This is a genomic window from Luteimicrobium xylanilyticum, from assembly GCF_009429125.1.
GTDB lineage: Bacteria > Actinomycetota > Actinomycetes > Actinomycetales > Cellulomonadaceae > Luteimicrobium > Luteimicrobium xylanilyticum.
On record NZ_CP045529.1, the window covers coordinates 2,927,092 to 2,945,490 of the forward strand.

Sequence of the window (18,399 nt, forward strand, 5' to 3'; positions counted from 1 at the left end):
GCCTCAGTCGACGCCAGACCATAGAACGCAGACCACCACGGCCTTGTCTCCTCGTCGTGCCCTGGCTCCCCTGCTGCACAGCGATCGAAGATACTCCTGACTCGGTGGACACAGGTCCAGCTGCTACGGGCGTTTCGCGGTCTCGGTGTGTTCCGGCCAGCTGCCACCCCACCGCCCACCCTGCCCCATCGAGACGAGCACGGGCACCGCACCGTCGGCCATCCTAACGTGCGAGCGTCCGCGGTCAGACCGCAGACCGCCTGAGTCGCCGCAGGCCCGCCGCCACCCGTCCAGGTCGGGGAGCAACGGCCTGCTGCATCCCGCTCACACGGGACTGATACGACTCGTAGGTCCGCCTGAGCTTCCGACGCACCTTGGCGCGGTACTGGGCCTGGCTCGTGCCCCCATACCGCGGAAGACCGTCCTGCAGCTCGGCGAACGTGAACGCCACCCGCTCGCTGCCCGGCGCGAAGATCCCCTTGATCCCCGCGAACAACGTCTCGTAGACCGTCATCAAGAACGCCTCGTCCTTGACCACGCCCTCCACCATCGCCTTCTCCAAGGCCCCCACGACCTCGGTCGCGTTCCATCTGTCCGGCCCCAGCGCCCGGTCACCATGACCCACCGACTCGTAGAAATACGGCACCTTGAAGTTCCACGACAACCCCACCGACGGCACGCTGTACGCGAACGACGTGATGCTCGCATGCAACCGGTAGGCGATCACCCCGTCACACGCACTCAGCTCACCGATCAGTTCCTCCGGCGAGTTCACCGTCACCGCGACCTTGCTCAACGGGATCCCCTCAGCACGCACCAAAGCGTCCAAGAACACCTCGTCCGAGAAGTGACCCGTCGTGAACAACCGCACCTCATAGCCACGAGACTCCAGCAACGCCATCGTCTCCAACCAGAACCTGCGCTGATCCGCCTCCGAGAACGCGATCCCGTTGTCCTTGAAAATCCCCGCCCGCGTCACCACCAGACCAACCCGCTTACGAGGTTCCTCGGGACCGGCGGCGGGCCGCTTACCGAACACGATGTCGGCGAGCACTGCCGGGTCGGCGACGTGCGCGACCGCGACATCCGTCCCCTCGACGTAACGGCGCGCCGACTCGACGTCGTCACGCGTGGTGATCTGACGTACGCACGACATCGCCAGCGCCTCCTTCAACGCCACCGACTTCGGGTTCGTCGGATCGAACGGCTCCACCCCGATGCTCGAGAACAGCACCGGCACCCCGTACTCCTGCGCCAGCTCGAGCGTCTTGATCGTGCGCAGGTAGAAGTTCTGGTACGTGTAGTTGAACAGCGGCGCACCACCGAAGACCACCACATCAGCGCCAGAGATCGCCTTACGAGCAGACTCCAACAACGCCGGATCACCCGTGCTCATGTACTTCTTCGAGATGATGCCCGCTGCACGGCTGGAGATCTCGAACCCGTCCGACGGGACATCGAGATTCTTCATGATCCCCTTGAGGATCGAGATCGCCGACGCCTCGATGATCTGGTCGCCCACATTGTCGGAGTCCCTGTTCGTCAGCAACAGGATCCTGATCTTCGACACCACTTCTCCGTTCAGCCGCGACGAATCGTCCCTCAGACCGAGGCTGCCCGCTTCTTCGCCTCCGCCGCGATGTAGTACCGCGAGTACTTCTGGTAGTTCTCGTAGGTCCGGCGGAACTTGACACGCACCTTCTCCCGGTACTGGGCCTGGCTCGTGCCCCCATACCGCGGAAGACCGTCCTGCAGCTCGGCGAACGTGAACGCCACCCGCTCGCTGCCCGGCGCGAAGATCCCCTTGATCCCCGCGAACAACGTCTCGTAGACCGTCATCAAGAACGCCTCGTCCTTGACCACGCCCTCCACCATCGCCTTCTCCAAGGCCCCCACGACCTCGGTCGCGTTCCATCTCTCCGGCCCCAGCGCCCGGTCACCATGACCCACCGACTCGTAGAAATACGGCACCTTGAAGTTCCACGACAACCCCACCGACGGCACGCTGTACGCGAACGACGTGATGCTCGCATGCAACCGGTAGGCGATCACCCCGTCACACGCACTCAGCTCACCGATCAGTTCCTCCGGCGAGTTCACCGTCACCGCGACCTTGCTCAACGGGATCCCCTCAGCACGCACCAAAGCGTCCAAGAACACCTCGTCCGAGAAGTGACCCGTCGTGAACAACCGCACCTCATAGCCACGAGACTCCAGCAACGCCATCGTCTCCAACCAGAACCTGCGCTGATCCGCCTCCGAGAACGCGATCCCGTTGTCCTTGAAAATCCCCGCCCGCGTCACCACCAGACCAACCCGCTTACGAGACTTCACATTTTGCTCCGCGGTTGCGGCATGCGGGCCTCCCCCCTTCGCCGGGGCGGTGGGCGTCGGCGGCGGCGTTAGCGTCGGCCGCCCGAGCCGTCGGTCGGCGAGCCGCCTGAGCCGAGCGACGAGTCCAGGGGCCGGCGCCGGGGCCTGTACCGGAGTTGGCGGCTTCTTACGAAAGACCACGTCCGCGAGCACTGCCGGGTCGGCGACGTGCGCGACCGCGACATCGGTCCCCTCGACGTAACGGCGCGCCGACTCGACGTCGTCACGCGTGGTGATCTGACGTACGCACGACATCGCCAGCGCCTCCTTCAACGCCACCGACTTCGGGTTCGTCGGATCGAACGGCTCCACCCCGATGCTCGAGAACAGCACCGGCACCCCGTACTCCTGCGCCAGCTCGAGCGTCTTGATCGTGCGCAGGTAGAAGTTCTGGTACGTGTAGTTGAACAGCGGCGCACCACCGAAGACCACCACATCAGCGCCAGAGATCGCCTTACGAGCAGACTCCAACAACGCCGGATCACCCGTGCTCATGTACTTCTTCGAGATGATGCCCGCTGCACGGCTGGAGATCTCGAACCCGTCCGACGGGACATCGAGATTCTTCATGATCCCCTTGAGGATCGAGATCGCCGACGCCTCGATGATCTGGTCGCCCACATTGTCGGAGTCCCTGTTCGTCAGCAACAGGATCCTGATCTTCGACACCACTTCTCCGTTTCGCCGCGACCCCGGGGCCGAAGCCGCCGAGGGAGAGCCACCCGGCCCGTACACACGGACCTCGGGGGGGCTCACGCTACAGGGTGCGAACGCACGCACACCATCGGCTGTCGGAGGCGCTCGGCGCGCGCCCCGAGGGGGTCCTGACGGCCGGCCCGAATCCAGATGCTTGGCACCACGCCTGCGCTGGTCTGGCAGAATGGCCCGGCCGGATCACCGGAGATTCCCGCAGTCTGCGCGGGCGCCATCCGGTCTCCAGGAGGTCGTCGAGAGAGGAAGCCCATGCCCGTTGAATTCCGGGTCGAGTCCGTCGAGTGGGAGCGGGTCAACCTGACCTTCGACCTCCGCATCGCGTGGACGCCCAGCACGGGAGGGCAGCCGGAGCCGGTGGTCCCCACCCCTGTCACGGTCGACGACGTGGCCACCGTGCCGTCCGACGTCATCGAGCTCGAGGATGTCGACGAAGGCCCCGGTGGCGCCGAAGGCGACGACGCTGGTCAGGACGTCGCCGCGGCAGACGGCAGCCGCGTCGTCCCCTCAGCGATGCCAGAGCTCGCGACGACCGCCGACGACACGATCCCGCCCCAGCTCGTCCGGATCTTCATCCGAGACACCAAGCAGACGCACCGCGTGAGCTGGTCCTCGCTGGGCGACGGCAGATACCGCGTGGCGATCAATCTCAGCAACTTCGCCAACAGGGCGTTCATCCCACGGGGTACCTGGAAGTTCTACGCCAGGCTCGACTCCGGCGCGGAGGTCGGCGGCGTCTGGGACCTCGATCGACTCGACGAGCTGGAGTCGCTGACGCGTGTCTTCCTGTTCGCAGGCAACCGGGAAGCCTTCACCGTCTCGTTCGGCCTGACCGAGGACGACACCAATCCTCTGTTCGCGATGCGCGCCTACAGCTTCGCCCGCAAGTCGGGTGGCGGCCGAAAGAAGAAGGGCGGGCCGGTCCGGCGAGCCCGCCGCTCGGTCAAGAACCTCACGTCGCTGAGCCGGCGACGCCAGCTTGCACAGCTCATCTACGACCGCACGGCCCAGGCTGAGCATGCTCAACGGTCCGTCCGCAAGGCTGCAGGAAAGTCGGTCAGGCCTCGCGTGCTCTTCGCCTCCGAGATGCGTGCCGGCCTGGAGGGCAACCTGCTCGCTGTCCGCGACCGCCTCGTCGAGCGTGGGTTGGACCAGCGGCTCGACCTGCGCTATTCCTTCCGGACGTCGCGCACCGCGACGAGCCGAAGCTTTCTCTCGGTCGTACAGGAGCTTGCCCGTGCGGACATCGTGCTGATCGACGACTACTTCCCCCCGCTCGAGAAGCTCAAGCTGAAGCCCGGCTGCCGGATCATCCAGGTGTGGCACGCAGGGAGCGGCTTCAAGAGCGTCGGCTTCAGCCGGTTCGGCAAGTTCGGCTCGCCCGGTCTCACCAACGCACACCGCGCGTACACCTATGCGATCACGGCGTCGCACCATCTCAAGCACGTGTACGCGGAGGTGTTCGGCATCGAGGAGGAGGCAGTCATCCCCACCGGCCTCCCCCGCATCGACACCTTCCTCGACCCGGTCGCCCAGGAGCACGCACGGTCCGAGGTCTACACCGAGTTCCCCGCGCTCCGTAGCAAGCGGGTAATCATGTTCGCGCCCACGTTCCGAGGACGCGGCGCGAACCAGGCTTACTACGACTACTCGCAGATCGATTTCCAGGCGCTCTACGACCTGTGCGGTGACGACACCGTGGTGGCGTTCAGGATGCACCATTTCATCCACGAGCCGGTGCCGATCCCGGACTCCATGCGCGACCGATTCATCGACGTCGCCTCCTACCGCAACGGCAACAATCTGCTCTTGGTGACGGACGTGCTCGTCACCGACTACTCGTCGATAATCTTCGAGTTCTCGCTGCTCGACCGGCCGATGCTCTTCTTCGCGTATGACGAGCAGGTCTACAGCGCGGTGCGGGGATTCCACCGCCCCTACGAGGAGACCGCGCCGGGGAAGGTCTGCCACACGTTCGACGAGCTTCTCGAAGCGATCCGCGACCAGGACTTCGAGCTCGAACGCACGGAGGCGTTCCGCGCCGAGAACTTCGACGTCATCGACACCCACTCGTCCGACCGGGTCATCGACTGGCTCATCCTCGGCGACCCGCCCGCCTCGGCCGTCGCCGTCGAGCCCGTCGAAGCTCCGAACCCGAACCGAGCCGTGACCACCGGGACCAGCGCCCTGGTTCCTGCAGTCCTGACAGAACGGAGCGGGTCGTGATGAACGTCGCCGTCGTCTTCGCCGGCGGGATCGGCTCGCGGATGAACAGCCGGGCGCTCCCCAAGCAGTTCCTCGAGATCCATGGCAAGCCCATCCTCGTCCACACCCTCGAGAAGTTCGAGAACCACCCCGAGATCGAGGCGATCGCGCTCGCCATCCTGCCGGAATGGCGCGAGCACGCCGAGAGGATCGTGCGACGCCACGAGCTCACCAAGGTGCGCTGGATCGTCAACGGAGGAAGCACCGGTCAGGAGTCACGCCACCGGGCGCTACGCGCCGTCGCCGCGGACGTCGAGGATCCGAGCGACGTCGTCGTCCTCGTCCATGACGGCGTACGGCCTCTCATCACGGCGGAGCTGCTCTCGGAGAACATCGCCGTCGCGCGGGAGCACGGCAACGCGATCACGTGCACGAAGTTCAACGAGACAGTCGCAGTGAGCGCCGACGACACGATCTCGGACGTCATCCCCCGCGAGCACATCTACGCCGCTCAGGCGCCACAGACGTTCCATCTGGACGAGATCCTGAGCCTCTACGACGACGCCGTCGCGCAAGGAGAGCACGACTCGATCGACTCCTGCACCCTTATGCAGTCCCACGGCCGCACGCTGTACCGGGTCGACGGGCCGCGCTCGAACATCAAGATCACGACGGCGGAGGACTTCTACGTGTGCCGCACCTACTTCGACCTCCTGGAGACCCAGCAGATCGTGGGGCTCGGATGATGCGCGCGCCCGTGCCTGTCATCGCACAGGACGTCCAGGAGATCCTCGCCCGTGACCTCCCGTGGCACGAGCTTGACGGCGCGACCGTCCTCGTGACCGGCGCCAACGGGATGCTCCCGTCGTACGCCCTGCACACCCTTCTCGGACTGAACGACACCCGCGACGCAGGGCTTCACGTCATCGGGCTGGTGCGGGACGAGGCGAAGGCACGCCGGATCCTCGGCTCGACCGTCGACCGACCCGATTTCCAGCTGCTCGCCACGGACGTGAGTCGACTGGCCGACGTGGACGGCCCCCTCGACATGGTGATTCACGGCGCCAGTGCCGCACGCCCCACGCTCCACGCATCGGACCCCGTGAGCACGATCAAGGCCAACACGCTCGGCAGCTTCAATCTGCTCGACCTCGCCGTCGCCAAGCGCACCCGCCGCTTCGTCCTCATGTCGTCGTCCGAGGTCTACGGCGCGCAACCGGACGATGTCCGTCTCATTCCTGAGCACTCCTACGGTGGCTTCGACATCTTGCTGCCCCGCGCGAGCTACTCCGAGGGGAAACGTGCGGCCGAGACCATCGCGAGCGTCTACGCGGCACAGCACGGTATCGACGCGCGGATCGTCCGGTTCGGCCACGTATACGGCCCTGGTATGGCGCTCGACGACGGCCGCGTCCAAGCGGACTTCGCCGCCAACGTCGTCCGTGGCGAGAACATCGTGCTCAACAGCGACGGGCGTGCGATGCGGACCTACACGTACGTCGCGGACGCGGTGGCCGGCATGTTCGTCGCCACGCTCGTCGGGACTGAGCGTGCCTACAACGTGGCCGACCCTGACGGCATGGTCAGCATCCGAGACCTCGCTCAGCACTTCGCGCAGGCTCGGCCGGAGAAGCACCTCGAACGGGTCTTCACGCACGCCGAGCACGCTGAAGAGCGGTCTTACAACACCAGCAAGTTCCTCGGTCTGGACAGCAGCAGGCTCGAAGCGCTGGGCTGGCGGCCTTCGGTCGATCTCGACACTGGGATCGACCGGATGCTCCGGAGCTTCGAAGAAGCGTGACCAGGCGGCCCGCCGCGCACGACGCGGCGGGCCTGCGCGCTACTTCTTCTTCGCCAGGCTCCGGGACTTGCGCAAGCTCTGGACGAACTCCTTGTAGCTCGCGCAGACCTCTTCAGTCGGCCCGTCCATCACGAGGCGCCCCTGGTGGAGCCAGAGCACGCGCGAGCATATCGCCTGGACGGTGGCGAGCGAGTGGCTCACGAGGAACACCGTGCCCGCACCTTGCCGGATCTCGTCGATCCGCGCCTTGCTCTTCTCGCGGAACGACGCATCGCCGGTCGCGAGCGCCTCGTCGATCATGAGGATGTCGGGCGTAGCCGCGGTGGAGATCGCGAACCTGAGGCGCGCCCCCATCCCCGACGAGTACGCCTTCATCGGGAGGTACACGAAGTCGCCGATCCCCGCGAACTCCACGATGTCGTCCATGCGCTGCTGGACCTCGCTCCTGCTGAGGCCGAGCGCGAGGCCGCCGATCATGATGTTCCGCTCGCCGGTGAGGTCGCCCATCAGGACAGCGTTGACGCCGAGCAGGGACGGCTCGCCTGCGACATAGACCGAGCCCTTGGTCGGCGGGATGAGCCCCGCGACCGCACGGAGAAGCGTGCTCTTGCCCGAGCCGTTGATCCCGACGATCCCGATGGACTCGCCGTGGTGCGCGACGAAGGTCACGTCGCGCACGGCACGCACTTGCTGGACAGCGCCGACGTGCCCGCTCCTACGCCCCACGACCCGTTGGAGCCTTCGTCCGCTCGACTCGTCCGAGGTGCCCAGCTTCTTCCCGCCGAAGACACGGTAGGTGATGTCGAGGTGGTCGACGACGAGCGACGGTCCTCCGATCTCCCTCGTGGCTGGCGCCCAGCCCTCCAGGTCCTCGGGGTCGACCTCGAAGTCCAGCTCCGCGTCAGTCACGGCCGTAGCGCTCCTCTCCACGCCAGAAGTACAGGAAGCCACCGATCGCGAAGAGGGCAGCCCAGCCCACGCCCCACGCCCACGTCTGCCAGGTGAGTGGGATCGTCGGCTCGTGCAGCACACACGCGCGGGTCAGCTCGAGATAGACGGCGACCGGCTGCCTCTGGAGCACCCAGCCGACGCCGGGATGGTCCTTGAAGTAGTGGTCGATGCTGAAGATCACACCGGAGGCGTACATCACGAAGCGCATCACGAAGCCGATGAGGTTCTGAATGTCGGGCGCTCGCGCGACCCAGCGCGCCATGATGAAGGCACAGCCCACATTGAAGAAGGCGAGCAGCATGATCGCGAGCGGGAGCAGCAGCCAGCGCCACGAGACAGGGACGTAGGCGAACTTCGGGAATTCTCCGAGGCCGGAGAGGTACGTCACGACGAGCATCACGACGAGAGCCGGCCCCAGCGTGACGAGCTCGGACAGCACGACCGAGATCGGCAGGACGGCTCGGGGAAAGCGGACCGCCCGCACCAGGGACGTGTTACCGCGAATCGCCTTCCCGCCGCCACTGACCGCGTGCTCGAAGAAGCGGAACATGAAGGTCCCGACCAGGATGAAGCCGATCGCGTTCTCGACACCGCGTGTGGTGTTGAGCACGATGCCGAAGATGATGATGTAGACGGCCGCGCTGAGCAGGGGCGTGAGCACCGACCACGCCTGGCCGAGGTAGCTGTTCCGGTTGCGGGCGTACGCCTTCGAGGAGGAGAGCTCCCACAGAAACGCCCGGCGCGACCACAGGTCACGCAGATACTGACCGAGCGGTGGTCGGACACCCATCGGTGCCAGTCCGGCGCTGACAGCGATCTGCCGCAGGGCTTCCGAGCTCTGCTCGGACACCATGGGCTCCGGAAGCAGGTCGGCCGGTGCCTCGCTGCCACGTTCGCGTGCAGCGGCGGCCGCCTTGCTGGGTGAGACAGTCACTGGGTGGGCTTCCTGAGGTCTGGATGAGAACGGAGCTCCCGGGCCGCATGGCCCGCAACCGACTTATCGTAGCCATCCTCGGTGGCGCCGCTGTGCATCCGTGCACCGCCGGGCAATAGACTCTGGCGAATCGTTCGTGCCCGACCCCGCATCCGAAGCACGACGCCAGCCGACTGCCAGGAGCCGATCCTTGCCCCGTCTTGCCAAGCTGCGCCGCGTCGCCGCCCAACGCCTTCCCATCGCGACCAAGGACCAGGTCCGAACCATCGAGGAAGTCACCACGACGTGGCGCGAGGCGTACGAGCGACTGTTGGCCGCCGTCGACAACCGTGCCGTCCGCAAGCCACCGAAGTCCGTTCCGCGACCCGACCCGGCCGTTCGCGTCCGTCGACGCGCTGAGGAAGCGGCCGGATCGTCCGTGCTCGTCGACCTGCGCCACGGCCGGTCGCTCACCGAGGTCTCGGTGGAGGCGGTCCGCGAGATGCTCGCCAAGCGCAGGGTTGCCGACGCCCAGGCGCTGGCCGCCTCGTGCGAGGCGCACCAGGAGACCAGGGAGCTCGGACGCCTTCTGACGGCAATAGTCGCCTCCAACGAGTCCCACCATGGGCTCGCTGTCCACGCGTTCGGGGACCTGCCGAGCAGCACCCGAATCGCGCACGCGCCGGTCCAGTACTTCGCGAGCCTCTTCGCGACCGATCCTGCCCGCGGTGCGGCCGAGGTCGGAGGCCTCGCCTCCGATCCGACGCTGTTCCCGGCCGCCACCTGGTTCGAGATCCTCAAGCGGGTCTTCCTCACGGGGGACATCGAGCTGACCTCGAGGGTGCACGCGAACGTCGTCGCGCAGCACGACGCGAACCCGCGCGCCTGGAAGAACGGTTCCACGGAGCTGGCCTGGATCGACCGCTGGATCGGCGCGGGACGAAACCGCACCGCCCCGCCTCCTGCTGCTGGCCGCGTCTCGTTCGGGCTCGTCGACTACATCCAGCCTGGCCGCGCCCGCGCCTCGCAGAACATCGGGGACCAGGTGCAGACTCTTGCATCGCTCGGCCACGTCGTGCGCCACCAGGACCTAAGGTTCCACGGGGACGCCGACGTGGTCGACTTCGTCGAGCGGATGCAGGCCCGGGTCCGGCCCGAGCTGCGCCTGGAGGGCACAGCAGCCGAGGTCGAGCTGTTCACCGTGGACCGGGACTCCTCCACCTACCAGGAATTCCCGGAGAACACCTGGCTACTCGAGTTCGGGTGGCACATGCATGCCCTCTTCGGGCTCGACGTGTACGACTTCCCGCTCCACCCGAACCTCAACCCGATCTTCGTCTCGTTCCACTGCAGCAAGCGCGCCCTGCTGTCGCCGCAGGCCATCGACTACCTCAAGGCACATGGCCCGATCGGGTGCCGTGACTGGACCACCGTCGACCTGCTCCTCTCGCTCGACGTCCCCGCCTTCTTCTCCGGCTGCTTGACCACCACTGTCGACACGGTCTTTCCCCCCCTCGACCACAAGCCCTCCCCCGCCACGGTCTACGTCGACGTCGCCCGCAGCCCGGTCCCACCAGGCCACGAGAACGTGCGGCAGTCCTACGGCGAGGTCAAGAAGCGGACCTTCGCAGAGAACATGCAGGACGCGGTCGACCTTCTCGAGCGCTACCGGACCGGCTACACGGACGTCGTCACCACCCGCCTGCACTGCTACCTTCCGACGACGTCGCTCGGCCTGAAGGTCGCCTTCGAGCCCAAGAACAACGCCGACGTTCGCTTCAACGGACTGTTCCGGCTGGACACGCAGCACTTCGACGCCATCCGCGTGAAGATGCGGGATCGCCTACGGCCAGTGCTTGAGGCGGTCTTCGCTGGGGCCCCACGTGACGAGGTGTACGCCCTGTGGCGCAAGCTGGTCGCCCCGGAGGTGGCCGAAGCCCGCGCACGGCACGAACGCCCGGCCCCGGTCGACCCCGCCGGCGCCCGTCTGGCCGCCGCAGCACGTGCGCTCGCGCCCTCGGCTCCGGCACCGGCGGAGACCGCCGGAGCCGTCGACGTCGTACTCACCCCGACCGTGGCCGAACGGGCGCGTCTCACTGGGGTGCTCGCGAGCGCCGCCGCTCACACATCGAGGCCCGTCCGTGCCTGGGTCGTCGGGCGCTTCGGTGGAGCGCCACCCACGCTCGACGTCCCCGGTGTCGAGCTGCACTGGGTCGACACCACCGGCCTCGGTTCGCCCGGCACGGTTCGTGCCGGAGAACGTGCCCTCGATCGCGCCGCACTCTCCGAGCTCGTCCCCGTCGACCGGGCGGTCCTGCTGCCTGTAGACGCGGTCGTCACGAGCGACCTTGCGGAGCTTGCTGCGCTCGACCTCGGAGGATCGCTCGTCGCTGCCCGGACCGCCTCGGCTGCCGGGACCAGCGGCTTCGGCGTCCTGTACGGGGCGACTCGGCAGCTCGACGACGCCCCGGACACCGCGTACGAGTTCTACCGGCGCATTCACCAGCGTCACGTGTTCGACTTCGACGCCTACGACACGGGCGTCCTCGTGCTCGACCTGGATGCGCTCCGCACGCGCGGAGCCGCGGGGCAGATGCTCGCGACGATGCGCGCCTACCGGATCGATGATCGCGCAGCGCTCCACTGGTACCTCGGGCCCGATCGCGCCGAGCTCGATGCCGCATGGGCCTATGTCCCCACGCGTGAGTGGGTCGCCGAGCCGCGGCTCTGGCACTGGGCGGACAGCACGAAGCCTTGGTCCGAGAACTACAGCACGGGCAAGGAGCTCTGGCGCAGCTCCGCCGACGTCCGCTGACCCGCACGACCGACGGAAGGACAAGTCATGTACACGTTGCTCCTCCTCAACGGCGGCATCGGCGCCCGCGTCGCCGCAGGGCAGCCCAAGCAACTCATCAAGGTCCGCGGAATCCCGATCCTCGTCTACTCCCTCGTGGCCGCCGACGCCGTCCCCGAGATCGACCAGATCGTCCTCAACTACCCGGACGGCTGGCGCGACGACGTCGAGCGGATCGTCCGGGCGTACGCGATCAAGACACCGGTGACCTACGTCGAGGCTGGTCTCACCAGGCACGACTCGGTCGCGAAGATGCTGAGTTCCGCCACGAACGACGACGTCCTCGTCCACGAGTCCGCGAGGCCGCTCGTCTCGTCGTCGGACTTCGCCGCTCTGATCGCAGATCCGAGCCCCAACGTCTCGCTCATGCTGGAGATCCCGTTCACCGTTGCCCCGGTCGACCCGGAGACGCGCACCGTGACCGGGTATCTCGAGCGCTCAAGCCTCCGCAACGTGCAGCTCCCGCAGAAGTTCGCCAAGGCGGACCTGATCGCTGCCCACGACCAGGCGGCCGCCGACGGGCGGACCTTCACCGAGGACGCCACGATGGTCGCGGTCTCGGGCCACGAGGTTCGGTTCATCGACGGGCACGACCGCAACATCAAGGTGACAACCCCGACCGACGTGCGGCTCGCGACCAACCTGCTCACGAACGACGAGGAGGGTTGGGATGAGTAGGACTGTGATGGTGACAGGGGCGTCGAAGGGCATCGGCCTCGAGACGGTCCGACGCTTCCTCGAGAACGACCCTCAGCTCACGGCCATCGTGCTGGTCGCGCGCAAGTCACCCGAGTACGAGAAGACGCTCGAGGAGCTGGCTGCTCACAACCCGCGCGACGTGACGATCGCCCCGTACTACGTCGACCTCGCGGACCGCACCGGCGTCATCGCGCTGTGCGGGGAGGTCGCGCGTGACCACGGCAACATCGACATCCTGGTGAACAACGCGGGCTACACCAAGCCGGTGCCCCTCCAGCAGGTCGACTTCGCCGACTTCGAGCGCACCATCGCCGTGAACCTCTATGCTCCGTTCACGTTCGTCCAGGAGCTGCTCCACCAAGGAAACAAGTTCGAGCTCATCGTCAACATCGCGTCGACCGCGGGCATCAACGGCCGCTCCGGATGGCTGACGTACTCGGCCTCCAAGGCTGCAGTGATCAACATGAGCGAGGTCATGCGCGAGGAGCTCGCCATCTACGGCACCCGGGTCGTGTGCATCTCGCCGGGTCGAACGGCCACCGCTCTGCGTCGCGTCCTCGCCCCGGACGAGGATCCGTCGACGATCATGCAGCCGGAGGACGTAGCTGCGGTCATCGAGATGCTCGCCTCACCTGTCGGGCGGTTCGTGGACTCGACGAACCTCGTCGTCCGCCGATAGTCCCCGAAGAACGAGCCCGTCCCAGCAGTGGCCCACTGCATCACACGGAGAGAGATGCACAAACAGCTTCGCAGCACAGTCCTCACCGTCCTGGCCGTCGTCGCCTTGCTCCTGGCCGCCGTCGGCGCTCCCCTGTGGGTCGCGGTGGCGCTCACACTGGTAGCGCTCGTGGGTGTCGGCCTCGCCATGCGCAAGCCCCTCCTCGCGCGTGGGACCAGCGCCCTGGGCGCGTACTCACCATCTCGTTCGATCGCCGCTGCAGCCGTGGTCGTGTGCATCGGACGAACAGATCTTGATCTCCTGTCGGCCCTCACGGCCTGCGCTGCGGTGATCGCGTTGGTGGGCATCTCGTTCGAGGCACCCGCGGGACGCCTCTGGCGGGCCGGCACCCGCACCGTTGCGAACCTCCCGGGCGCCGACCTCAGTCCTCGGTCGACCAGGCCCGGTGGCACGGTGGTCGGAACGAGCCTGACGGTCCTCGGGCTGTCCGCGGTGGGTGTGTACGTTCCCGCAGCGGGCGTCGTCGCGCTCGTCCTCGCGCTGGCCCTCGCAGCCGCGGCTGCCGTCTGGACCTTGGATGCGCTTCGTCGGCGCCCTCTCCTCCGCCCTGCGATCGCCAAGGCACTCGAGGACTACGCTGCGCCGGTCATGGTCTACGTGACGGGGCCGAGAGGAACTGAGTACCAGGTCGGGGTGTGGCTCGACCAGCTCGCGGAACTGGACGAGAAGGCCGTCCTGGTCGTGCGTGAGACTGCGCTGGCCAACAAGATCGCGGCGATGACGACGATCCCCGTCGTGGCTGCGCCCACGCTCGCCGACCTCGAAGCCGTCCAGGCATCGAGCTTCCGAGTGGCCCTCTACGTCAACAACGGTGCGAAGAACGGCCACAACGTCCGGTACGCCGACCTCACCCATGTCCAGCTGCTCCATGGTGACAGCGACAAGCCCTCCAGCTACAACCCGGTCACGGCCATGTTCGACAGGGTCTTCGTCGCCGGCCAGGCCGGCGTCGATCGCTACGCCTCGCACGGCGTAAGCATCGCAGCGGAGAAGTTCGTCATCGTGGGCCGGCCGCAGGTGGCCGGCATCGAGCCGGCAGCGGCGCTCCCGGAGGTACGGACCGTCCTCTACGCACCCACCTGGACCGGGTTCAACCAGGACAACAACTTCGGGTCGCTCGACCCGTACGGGCCCGAGATCGTGCGCGCGCTCCTCGGCCACAGCTGGAACGTCGTGTTCCGCCCGCACCCGTACTCGCTCAAGGATGCCCGCTCGCTCGCGGCCATCGCGGAGATCCACCGCCTCCTCGCGGCGGACTCGGCAACATCCGGCCGCGGCCACATCTACGGGGACCGCGCGAGCGCCGACATGTCGATCGTCGAGTGCTTCAATGTCTCGGACGCGCTCGTCTCCGACGTCTCGTCGGTCCCCGCCGACTACCTCTACAGCGCCAAGCCCTTCGTCATCACGCAGGTGGACGACGGCGCACTTGAATCCTTCGCCGAGGAGTTCCCGCTCGTTCGGGCTGCCTACGTCGCGCGACTTCGCGAGGTCGGGTCCCTGGACCGCGCACTGGACGGACTCGAGCACGACGTGCTGCGCGAGCAGAGAGACCTCACGCGCATCTACTACCTCGGCGACATCCCGCGCGAGACCTACGCCGAGACGTTCCGCACTGCCGTCACCGACCTCGTGCGGGCCACGCCGGCGTCGCGTAGCCGCCACGCTTCCGGCGGACCGGACACCGAGTCCCCCGGTGAGGCCGACATCGAGTCCGACGACGAGTGAACGCTACGCGCGGTTCGCAGGCCGCGACACTGGCCCGGAAACGGCCCCATCCGCCGACGAACCCTCGCCGGAGACCGCGTCCATGACCTGCGTCCAGCGGGCGAGCACCTGTTCACGCCCATAGCGAGCACGAACCTTCTCCTGTGCGGCGCGGCCCATGCGCACCGCACCTTCGGGGTCTCGGAGCAACGCCACCACTGCCCGGGCCAACGATTCCCGGTCGCCGCGCGGCACAAGTCGTCCGTCGACCCCGTCCTCGATGAGGGCTGCAGGCCCGTACAGGCAGTCGTAGGCCACGACCGGCGTCCCTGCGGCCGCCGACTCGAGGATCGACAAGGGCATAGCCTCCCAGTCGGACGTCGAGACCGTGCAGACGCTCCGCTTCATGACCGCCAGCGGTTCGGACGTCCTGCCCATGAGCATCACCGAAGCCCCGAGTCCGAGCTCCGCGACCAGGGCGGCGAGGCCGTCGGCGGAGGGCCCACGTCCGTAGATCTCCAGCCGTGCGTCGGGAATCTCCGCCCGGACGAGGCTGAACGCCCGCACTGCCTCGTGCAACGCCTTCTGCGGGGCCAGCCGACTCACCACCGAGACCAGGCGCGGGTCCTTGGCGTCGACCGACGGTGTGCTGTCGACGCGTGCGGTCATGTTCGGCACCACGTGCACGCGATCCGCTCCAGCCCCGAGGTCGACGACGTCACGCCGCTGCGCCTCCGTCAGCACGACGAGTCCGTCCAGACGGTCAAGAAGGTCGAAGACGGCAAGATGGTCGTGCCGCAGCGGACTGCCCACCGAGAACGGCTCCGCGAACTGGTTGTTGTGGAGCATTCCCAGCACGGTCTCGTCGCGTCCGCGACGCGCACGTGCGACCTTCGGGATCGTGGTAGGTGTCTCTGCAAGGACGACCGGCGCCTCGAACTCGTCGAGCACGCCGCGCAGCCAACTGATGTGCCACTGAGGCAGTCCGGCGAACTTCTCGGTCCTAGGTCCGGCCTCGCCCGGGAGCGAGACGGCTACGCCCCGCCCCGCGCCGGTCTTGGGATGCGCCAGGCGCTGCGCGTACAGGTGGCCACCGGGGGCGAAGAACAGTTCTCGCGTCTTGTGCCCGGCGGAGCTCACCTCGTTGGCGCGGACGACTCGGCCGTCGCCGTCGAACCGCTCGTGCGCCACTCCCACACGATCGCGATTCCGAGCAAGCGTGGACAGCGTGCCGTCTTCCCGAATGCGGGCGAAGGCGACGTAACCACCGTAAGGGTCAAACCATCGCTCATAGCACGAGGTGTGGTCCTCACCTCGCTCGACGAGCAGTCCGGGCGATCGGCGCAGCGCGTGGGCGCCGGTCGGGTCCGGCACCTCGGGCTGCCCCCGCCAACGCTCCTCGTGGTCGAGATGCACATTCCTGACGCCTACGCCGGCCCCTAGTCGTCCGGACTCGCGCAGTGCGTCGAGCCGAGGCAGGTCGGGGTCTGCCGTCAGCGTCAGGATCGTGGTCGCGTGACCGGCCTCACTGAACATCGCCGCCTGGTCGAGCACGGCGTTCGAAACGCCGCCGTACCCGAGCTGGTGCACGACGATGAGGACCGGGCGTCTTCCGGCCGCACTCACGACGCCGACCCTTCTTCCCCGCGCGACACCGCGGTTACGGCTTCTGTGGCGCTCGAACCGTCGAGCAGGCTCGTCCGGAGAGCGCCGCGAAAGGCAACGCCCCGGACCAGCTCAGCGGCCCAGTCCGAGGTCGTGAGGATCACGCCGCCGACACCCCGGGCGCGCTCCGACAGACAGCGCATCTCCCATTCCTGGAGGTTCCGCAGACGACGCACCGTGGCCGACTCGTGGTCGAACACGCGGACGGTGCCGTGCTCGGACCCCGCCCGGCCGGCCCACTCGACGAGGTACGCGCGACCGTCACGCTGAAGATAGTCGTGCTGGTAAGCCCATCCGTCACCGTCGATCCGCGTCCGTCGGGCGATCGCACCGTCCGACCAGTGCACGACCTGCTCCGATGCAGGGCGTCGGCGCTCCTCCACGACCCGAGAGCTGAGCACGGGAGACAGAGGGACGAGGGGCCGAGGGCTGACCGCCGTCGACGACATCCAGGCCACGCCGGCCTCATCAACGTCTTCCGTCGCTCGAGCGCTGTGTCTCCACCGCAGCAGCGTCGCGAGACGCGACGGAGCACGCTCCGTCCTCTGCGCACCCGCTGCGGACCGCTCGTGGTAGGGGTTGACCACCCGTACCGCAGGCGTGATCTCGCCTCGATTGCGCTGATCCCGGACCGCGTCGGTGATCGCCGGGTCGAAGCCGGCGACGAAGATCTCCACCCGATGCCCGGCGCGCGCCAGCTCGCCCGCCGCGCGAAGCGCACAGGAACTGCCGTCGCCTACGACCCCGGTTACCGGAATGAGCACCTCACGTGCTCCTGGCGTTGCCATAGCGATCCGATCGGTCGACGGCTGTCGTGTCTCGCCAGCGTATCCGCCCTACGAGGCTGCACGGCGGCGCACCGCCCCCCCGGACGTCAGTCACGAACGAGGTGGAGTCGGGTACGAAGCTCCCGGCGGAGACCCCGGTCCTGCGCCAGGAAGTCCTCCACCGCGTCACGGCACCCTGACCACGAGAAGTAGTCGTCGACGACGAGGCGTCCGCCTCGCACGAGGCGCGGCGCGAGCCGCTCGAGACACGTCTTCGTGGACTCGTACCAGTCCCCGTCGAGGTGGGCCAGTGCGACGGGGGTGTCGCCTGCGATCGTGTCCTGAAACAACCCCTTGACGAGGCTAATCGAGTTCGCCTCCAGCTCGTAGCCGAGCCGGACGAACGAGTCCACGACCTCGCCGTAGAGATCGTTGCGGTAGCCGTAGTAAAGCTCACCGCCCGGGCCGTGCGCCCTGCCGCCGACGATCGTTTCGTATCGCTCATGGACATCGCCACCGTCACGGTCCGATGGCGCGGGGATGATGCCGAAGACGTCGTACACCACCATCGGGCGCTCCGGCGCCTTTGCACTCGCGAGGACGATGGCTGAGCCCCCGCGCGCGGTCCCGCACTCGACGACGGCGCCCTCCAACCCGCGAAGCTCGGTCTCCATCATGACGTGAGCGAGATCGGCGAGCGCCGCTGGTTGCAGGAACGTCAGGTGCTCAGCGCGGGCTCGCGTCACCGTGTCCGCGACGGACTCGGGGAGGGTCGCCACGGCGGTCTCGTTCTCGAGCCGGTGGATCCGACGGCGGAGCCGCGTGCTCGTCTCACGCTCCTTGTTGAGCTGGCCGCGGATCTCCTGGCCCTCCTGCAGCTTCTCGCGCAGCCGGACGTTCTGCCTGCTCAGGCGAACGTTCTCCCGGCGAGCCTCCGCGAGATCGCGCTCGACGAGCGTCGTCTGGCGTGTCGTGGGCCAGGCGCGTGCGATCCTGTCGACGACATGTATCACG

14 protein-coding genes are annotated in these 18,399 nt (G+C 67.4%); 7 read left to right on the top strand and 7 right to left on the bottom strand.

Translation table 11 applies throughout. The features are described from left to right. Positions 1-244 precede the first annotated feature (244 nt). Positions 245-1,570 (bottom strand): polysaccharide pyruvyl transferase family protein, encoded by a 1,326-nt coding sequence (locus KDY119_RS12955; protein WP_194174219.1) that lies wholly within the window; start codon positions 1,568-1,570, stop codon positions 245-247. A 32-nt stretch (positions 1,571-1,602) separates the two neighbouring features. After that, a complete protein-coding gene (locus KDY119_RS12960; protein WP_194174221.1) occupies positions 1,603-3,042 on the bottom strand; it encodes a polysaccharide pyruvyl transferase family protein in 1,440 nt (479 codons plus the stop codon). Between the two features lie 294 nt (positions 3,043-3,336). Here KDY119_RS12960 and KDY119_RS12965 point away from each other — a divergent pair, with 294 nt between their 5' ends. The 3 genes from KDY119_RS12965 to KDY119_RS12975 all read left to right on the top strand — a co-directional run bounded on the left by KDY119_RS12965 (position 3,337) and on the right by KDY119_RS12975 (position 7,090). Next, positions 3,337-5,310: a CDP-glycerol glycerophosphotransferase family protein gene (locus tag KDY119_RS12965; RefSeq protein ID WP_051136196.1), complete on the top strand. Its 1,974-nt coding sequence runs from the start codon at positions 3,337-3,339 to the stop codon at positions 5,308-5,310. Continuing rightward, entirely contained in the window at positions 5,310-6,035 is a 726-nt protein-coding gene (locus tag KDY119_RS12970; protein WP_036946701.1) for an IspD/TarI family cytidylyltransferase, read from the top strand. Before KDY119_RS12965 ends, KDY119_RS12970 begins: the two co-directional genes overlap by 1 nt. 92 nt (positions 6,036-6,127) lie before the next feature. Beyond that, positions 6,128-7,090: an NAD-dependent epimerase/dehydratase family protein gene (locus tag KDY119_RS12975; protein ID WP_265576709.1), complete on the top strand. Its 963-nt coding sequence runs from the start codon at positions 6,128-6,130 to the stop codon at positions 7,088-7,090. Between the two features lie 39 nt (positions 7,091-7,129). Here KDY119_RS12975 and KDY119_RS12980 read toward each other — a convergent pair whose 3' ends face one another. Both KDY119_RS12980 and KDY119_RS12985 read right to left on the bottom strand, forming a co-directional pair. Further along, the gene (locus KDY119_RS12980) at positions 7,130-7,999 is read right to left on the bottom strand and encodes an ABC transporter ATP-binding protein (RefSeq protein ID WP_036946707.1); all 870 of its coding nucleotides are present in this window, start codon (positions 7,997-7,999) and stop codon (positions 7,130-7,132) included. Then, a complete protein-coding gene (locus KDY119_RS12985) occupies positions 7,992-8,975 on the bottom strand; it encodes an ABC transporter permease (RefSeq protein WP_227994338.1) in 984 nt (327 codons plus the stop codon). The genes KDY119_RS12980 and KDY119_RS12985 overlap by 8 nt, the downstream gene beginning before the upstream one ends. Before the next feature lie 190 nt (positions 8,976-9,165). Between KDY119_RS12985 and KDY119_RS12990 the strand changes: the two genes are divergently transcribed. The 4 genes from KDY119_RS12990 to KDY119_RS13005 are packed head-to-tail and all read left to right on the top strand — an operon-like array spanning position 9,166 to position 14,974. Next, positions 9,166-11,769 carry a glycosyltransferase gene (locus KDY119_RS12990; RefSeq protein ID WP_036946712.1) on the top strand — a complete coding sequence of 868 codons (2,604 nt, stop codon included), beginning with the start codon at positions 9,166-9,168 and terminating at the stop codon, positions 11,767-11,769. Positions 11,770-11,796: 27 nt separating this feature from the next. Continuing rightward, on the top strand, positions 11,797-12,486 hold the full coding sequence (locus tag KDY119_RS12995; protein ID WP_036946715.1) for an IspD/TarI family cytidylyltransferase: 690 nt from the start codon (positions 11,797-11,799) through the stop codon (positions 12,484-12,486). Then, positions 12,479-13,186 (top strand): SDR family NAD(P)-dependent oxidoreductase, encoded by a 708-nt coding sequence (locus KDY119_RS13000; RefSeq protein ID WP_083890588.1) that lies wholly within the window; start codon positions 12,479-12,481, stop codon positions 13,184-13,186. Before KDY119_RS12995 ends, KDY119_RS13000 begins: the two co-directional genes overlap by 8 nt. Before the next feature lie 54 nt (positions 13,187-13,240). Then, the gene (locus tag KDY119_RS13005; RefSeq protein WP_051136198.1) at positions 13,241-14,974 is read left to right on the top strand and encodes a CDP-glycerol glycerophosphotransferase family protein; all 1,734 of its coding nucleotides are present in this window, start codon (positions 13,241-13,243) and stop codon (positions 14,972-14,974) included. Positions 14,975-14,977: 3 nt separating this feature from the next. On the opposite strand, the gene KDY119_RS13010 is transcribed toward KDY119_RS13005, so the two are convergent. The 3 genes from KDY119_RS13010 to KDY119_RS13020 all read right to left on the bottom strand — a co-directional run bounded on the left by KDY119_RS13010 (position 14,978) and on the right by KDY119_RS13020 (position 18,398). Continuing rightward, complete coding sequence (locus KDY119_RS13010) at positions 14,978-16,579, bottom strand: glycosyltransferase (protein ID WP_148283998.1); 1,602 nt, start codon at positions 16,577-16,579, stop codon at positions 14,978-14,980. After that, positions 16,576-17,406 (bottom strand): hypothetical protein, encoded by an 831-nt coding sequence (locus KDY119_RS13015; protein WP_148283999.1) that lies wholly within the window; start codon positions 17,404-17,406, stop codon positions 16,576-16,578. Before KDY119_RS13015 ends, KDY119_RS13010 begins: the two co-directional genes overlap by 4 nt. An 86-nt stretch (positions 17,407-17,492) precedes the next feature. Further along, positions 17,493-18,398 (bottom strand): TylF/MycF/NovP-related O-methyltransferase, encoded by a 906-nt coding sequence (locus KDY119_RS13020; protein ID WP_051136199.1) that lies wholly within the window; start codon positions 18,396-18,398, stop codon positions 17,493-17,495. Position 18,399 lies beyond the last annotated feature (1 nt).

Excerpts from the sequence above, each read along its gene's own strand:
- KDY119_RS12965 (WP_051136196.1), top strand. The coding sequence starts at position 3,337 with ATGCCCGTTGAATTCCGGGTCGAGTCCGTCGAGTGGGAGCGGGTCAAC.
- KDY119_RS12970 (WP_036946701.1), top strand. The coding sequence starts at position 5,310 with ATGAACGTCGCCGTCGTCTTCGCCGGCGGGATCGGCTCGCGGATGAAC.
- KDY119_RS12995 (WP_036946715.1), top strand. The coding sequence starts at position 11,797 with ATGTACACGTTGCTCCTCCTCAACGGCGGCATCGGCGCCCGCGTCGCC.
- KDY119_RS13000 (WP_083890588.1), top strand. The coding sequence starts at position 12,479 with ATGAGTAGGACTGTGATGGTGACAGGGGCGTCGAAGGGCATCGGCCTC.
- KDY119_RS13005 (WP_051136198.1), top strand. The coding sequence starts at position 13,241 with ATGCACAAACAGCTTCGCAGCACAGTCCTCACCGTCCTGGCCGTCGTC.
- KDY119_RS13015 (WP_148283999.1), bottom strand. The coding sequence starts at position 17,406 with ATGGCAACGCCAGGAGCACGTGAGGTGCTCATTCCGGTAACCGGGGTC.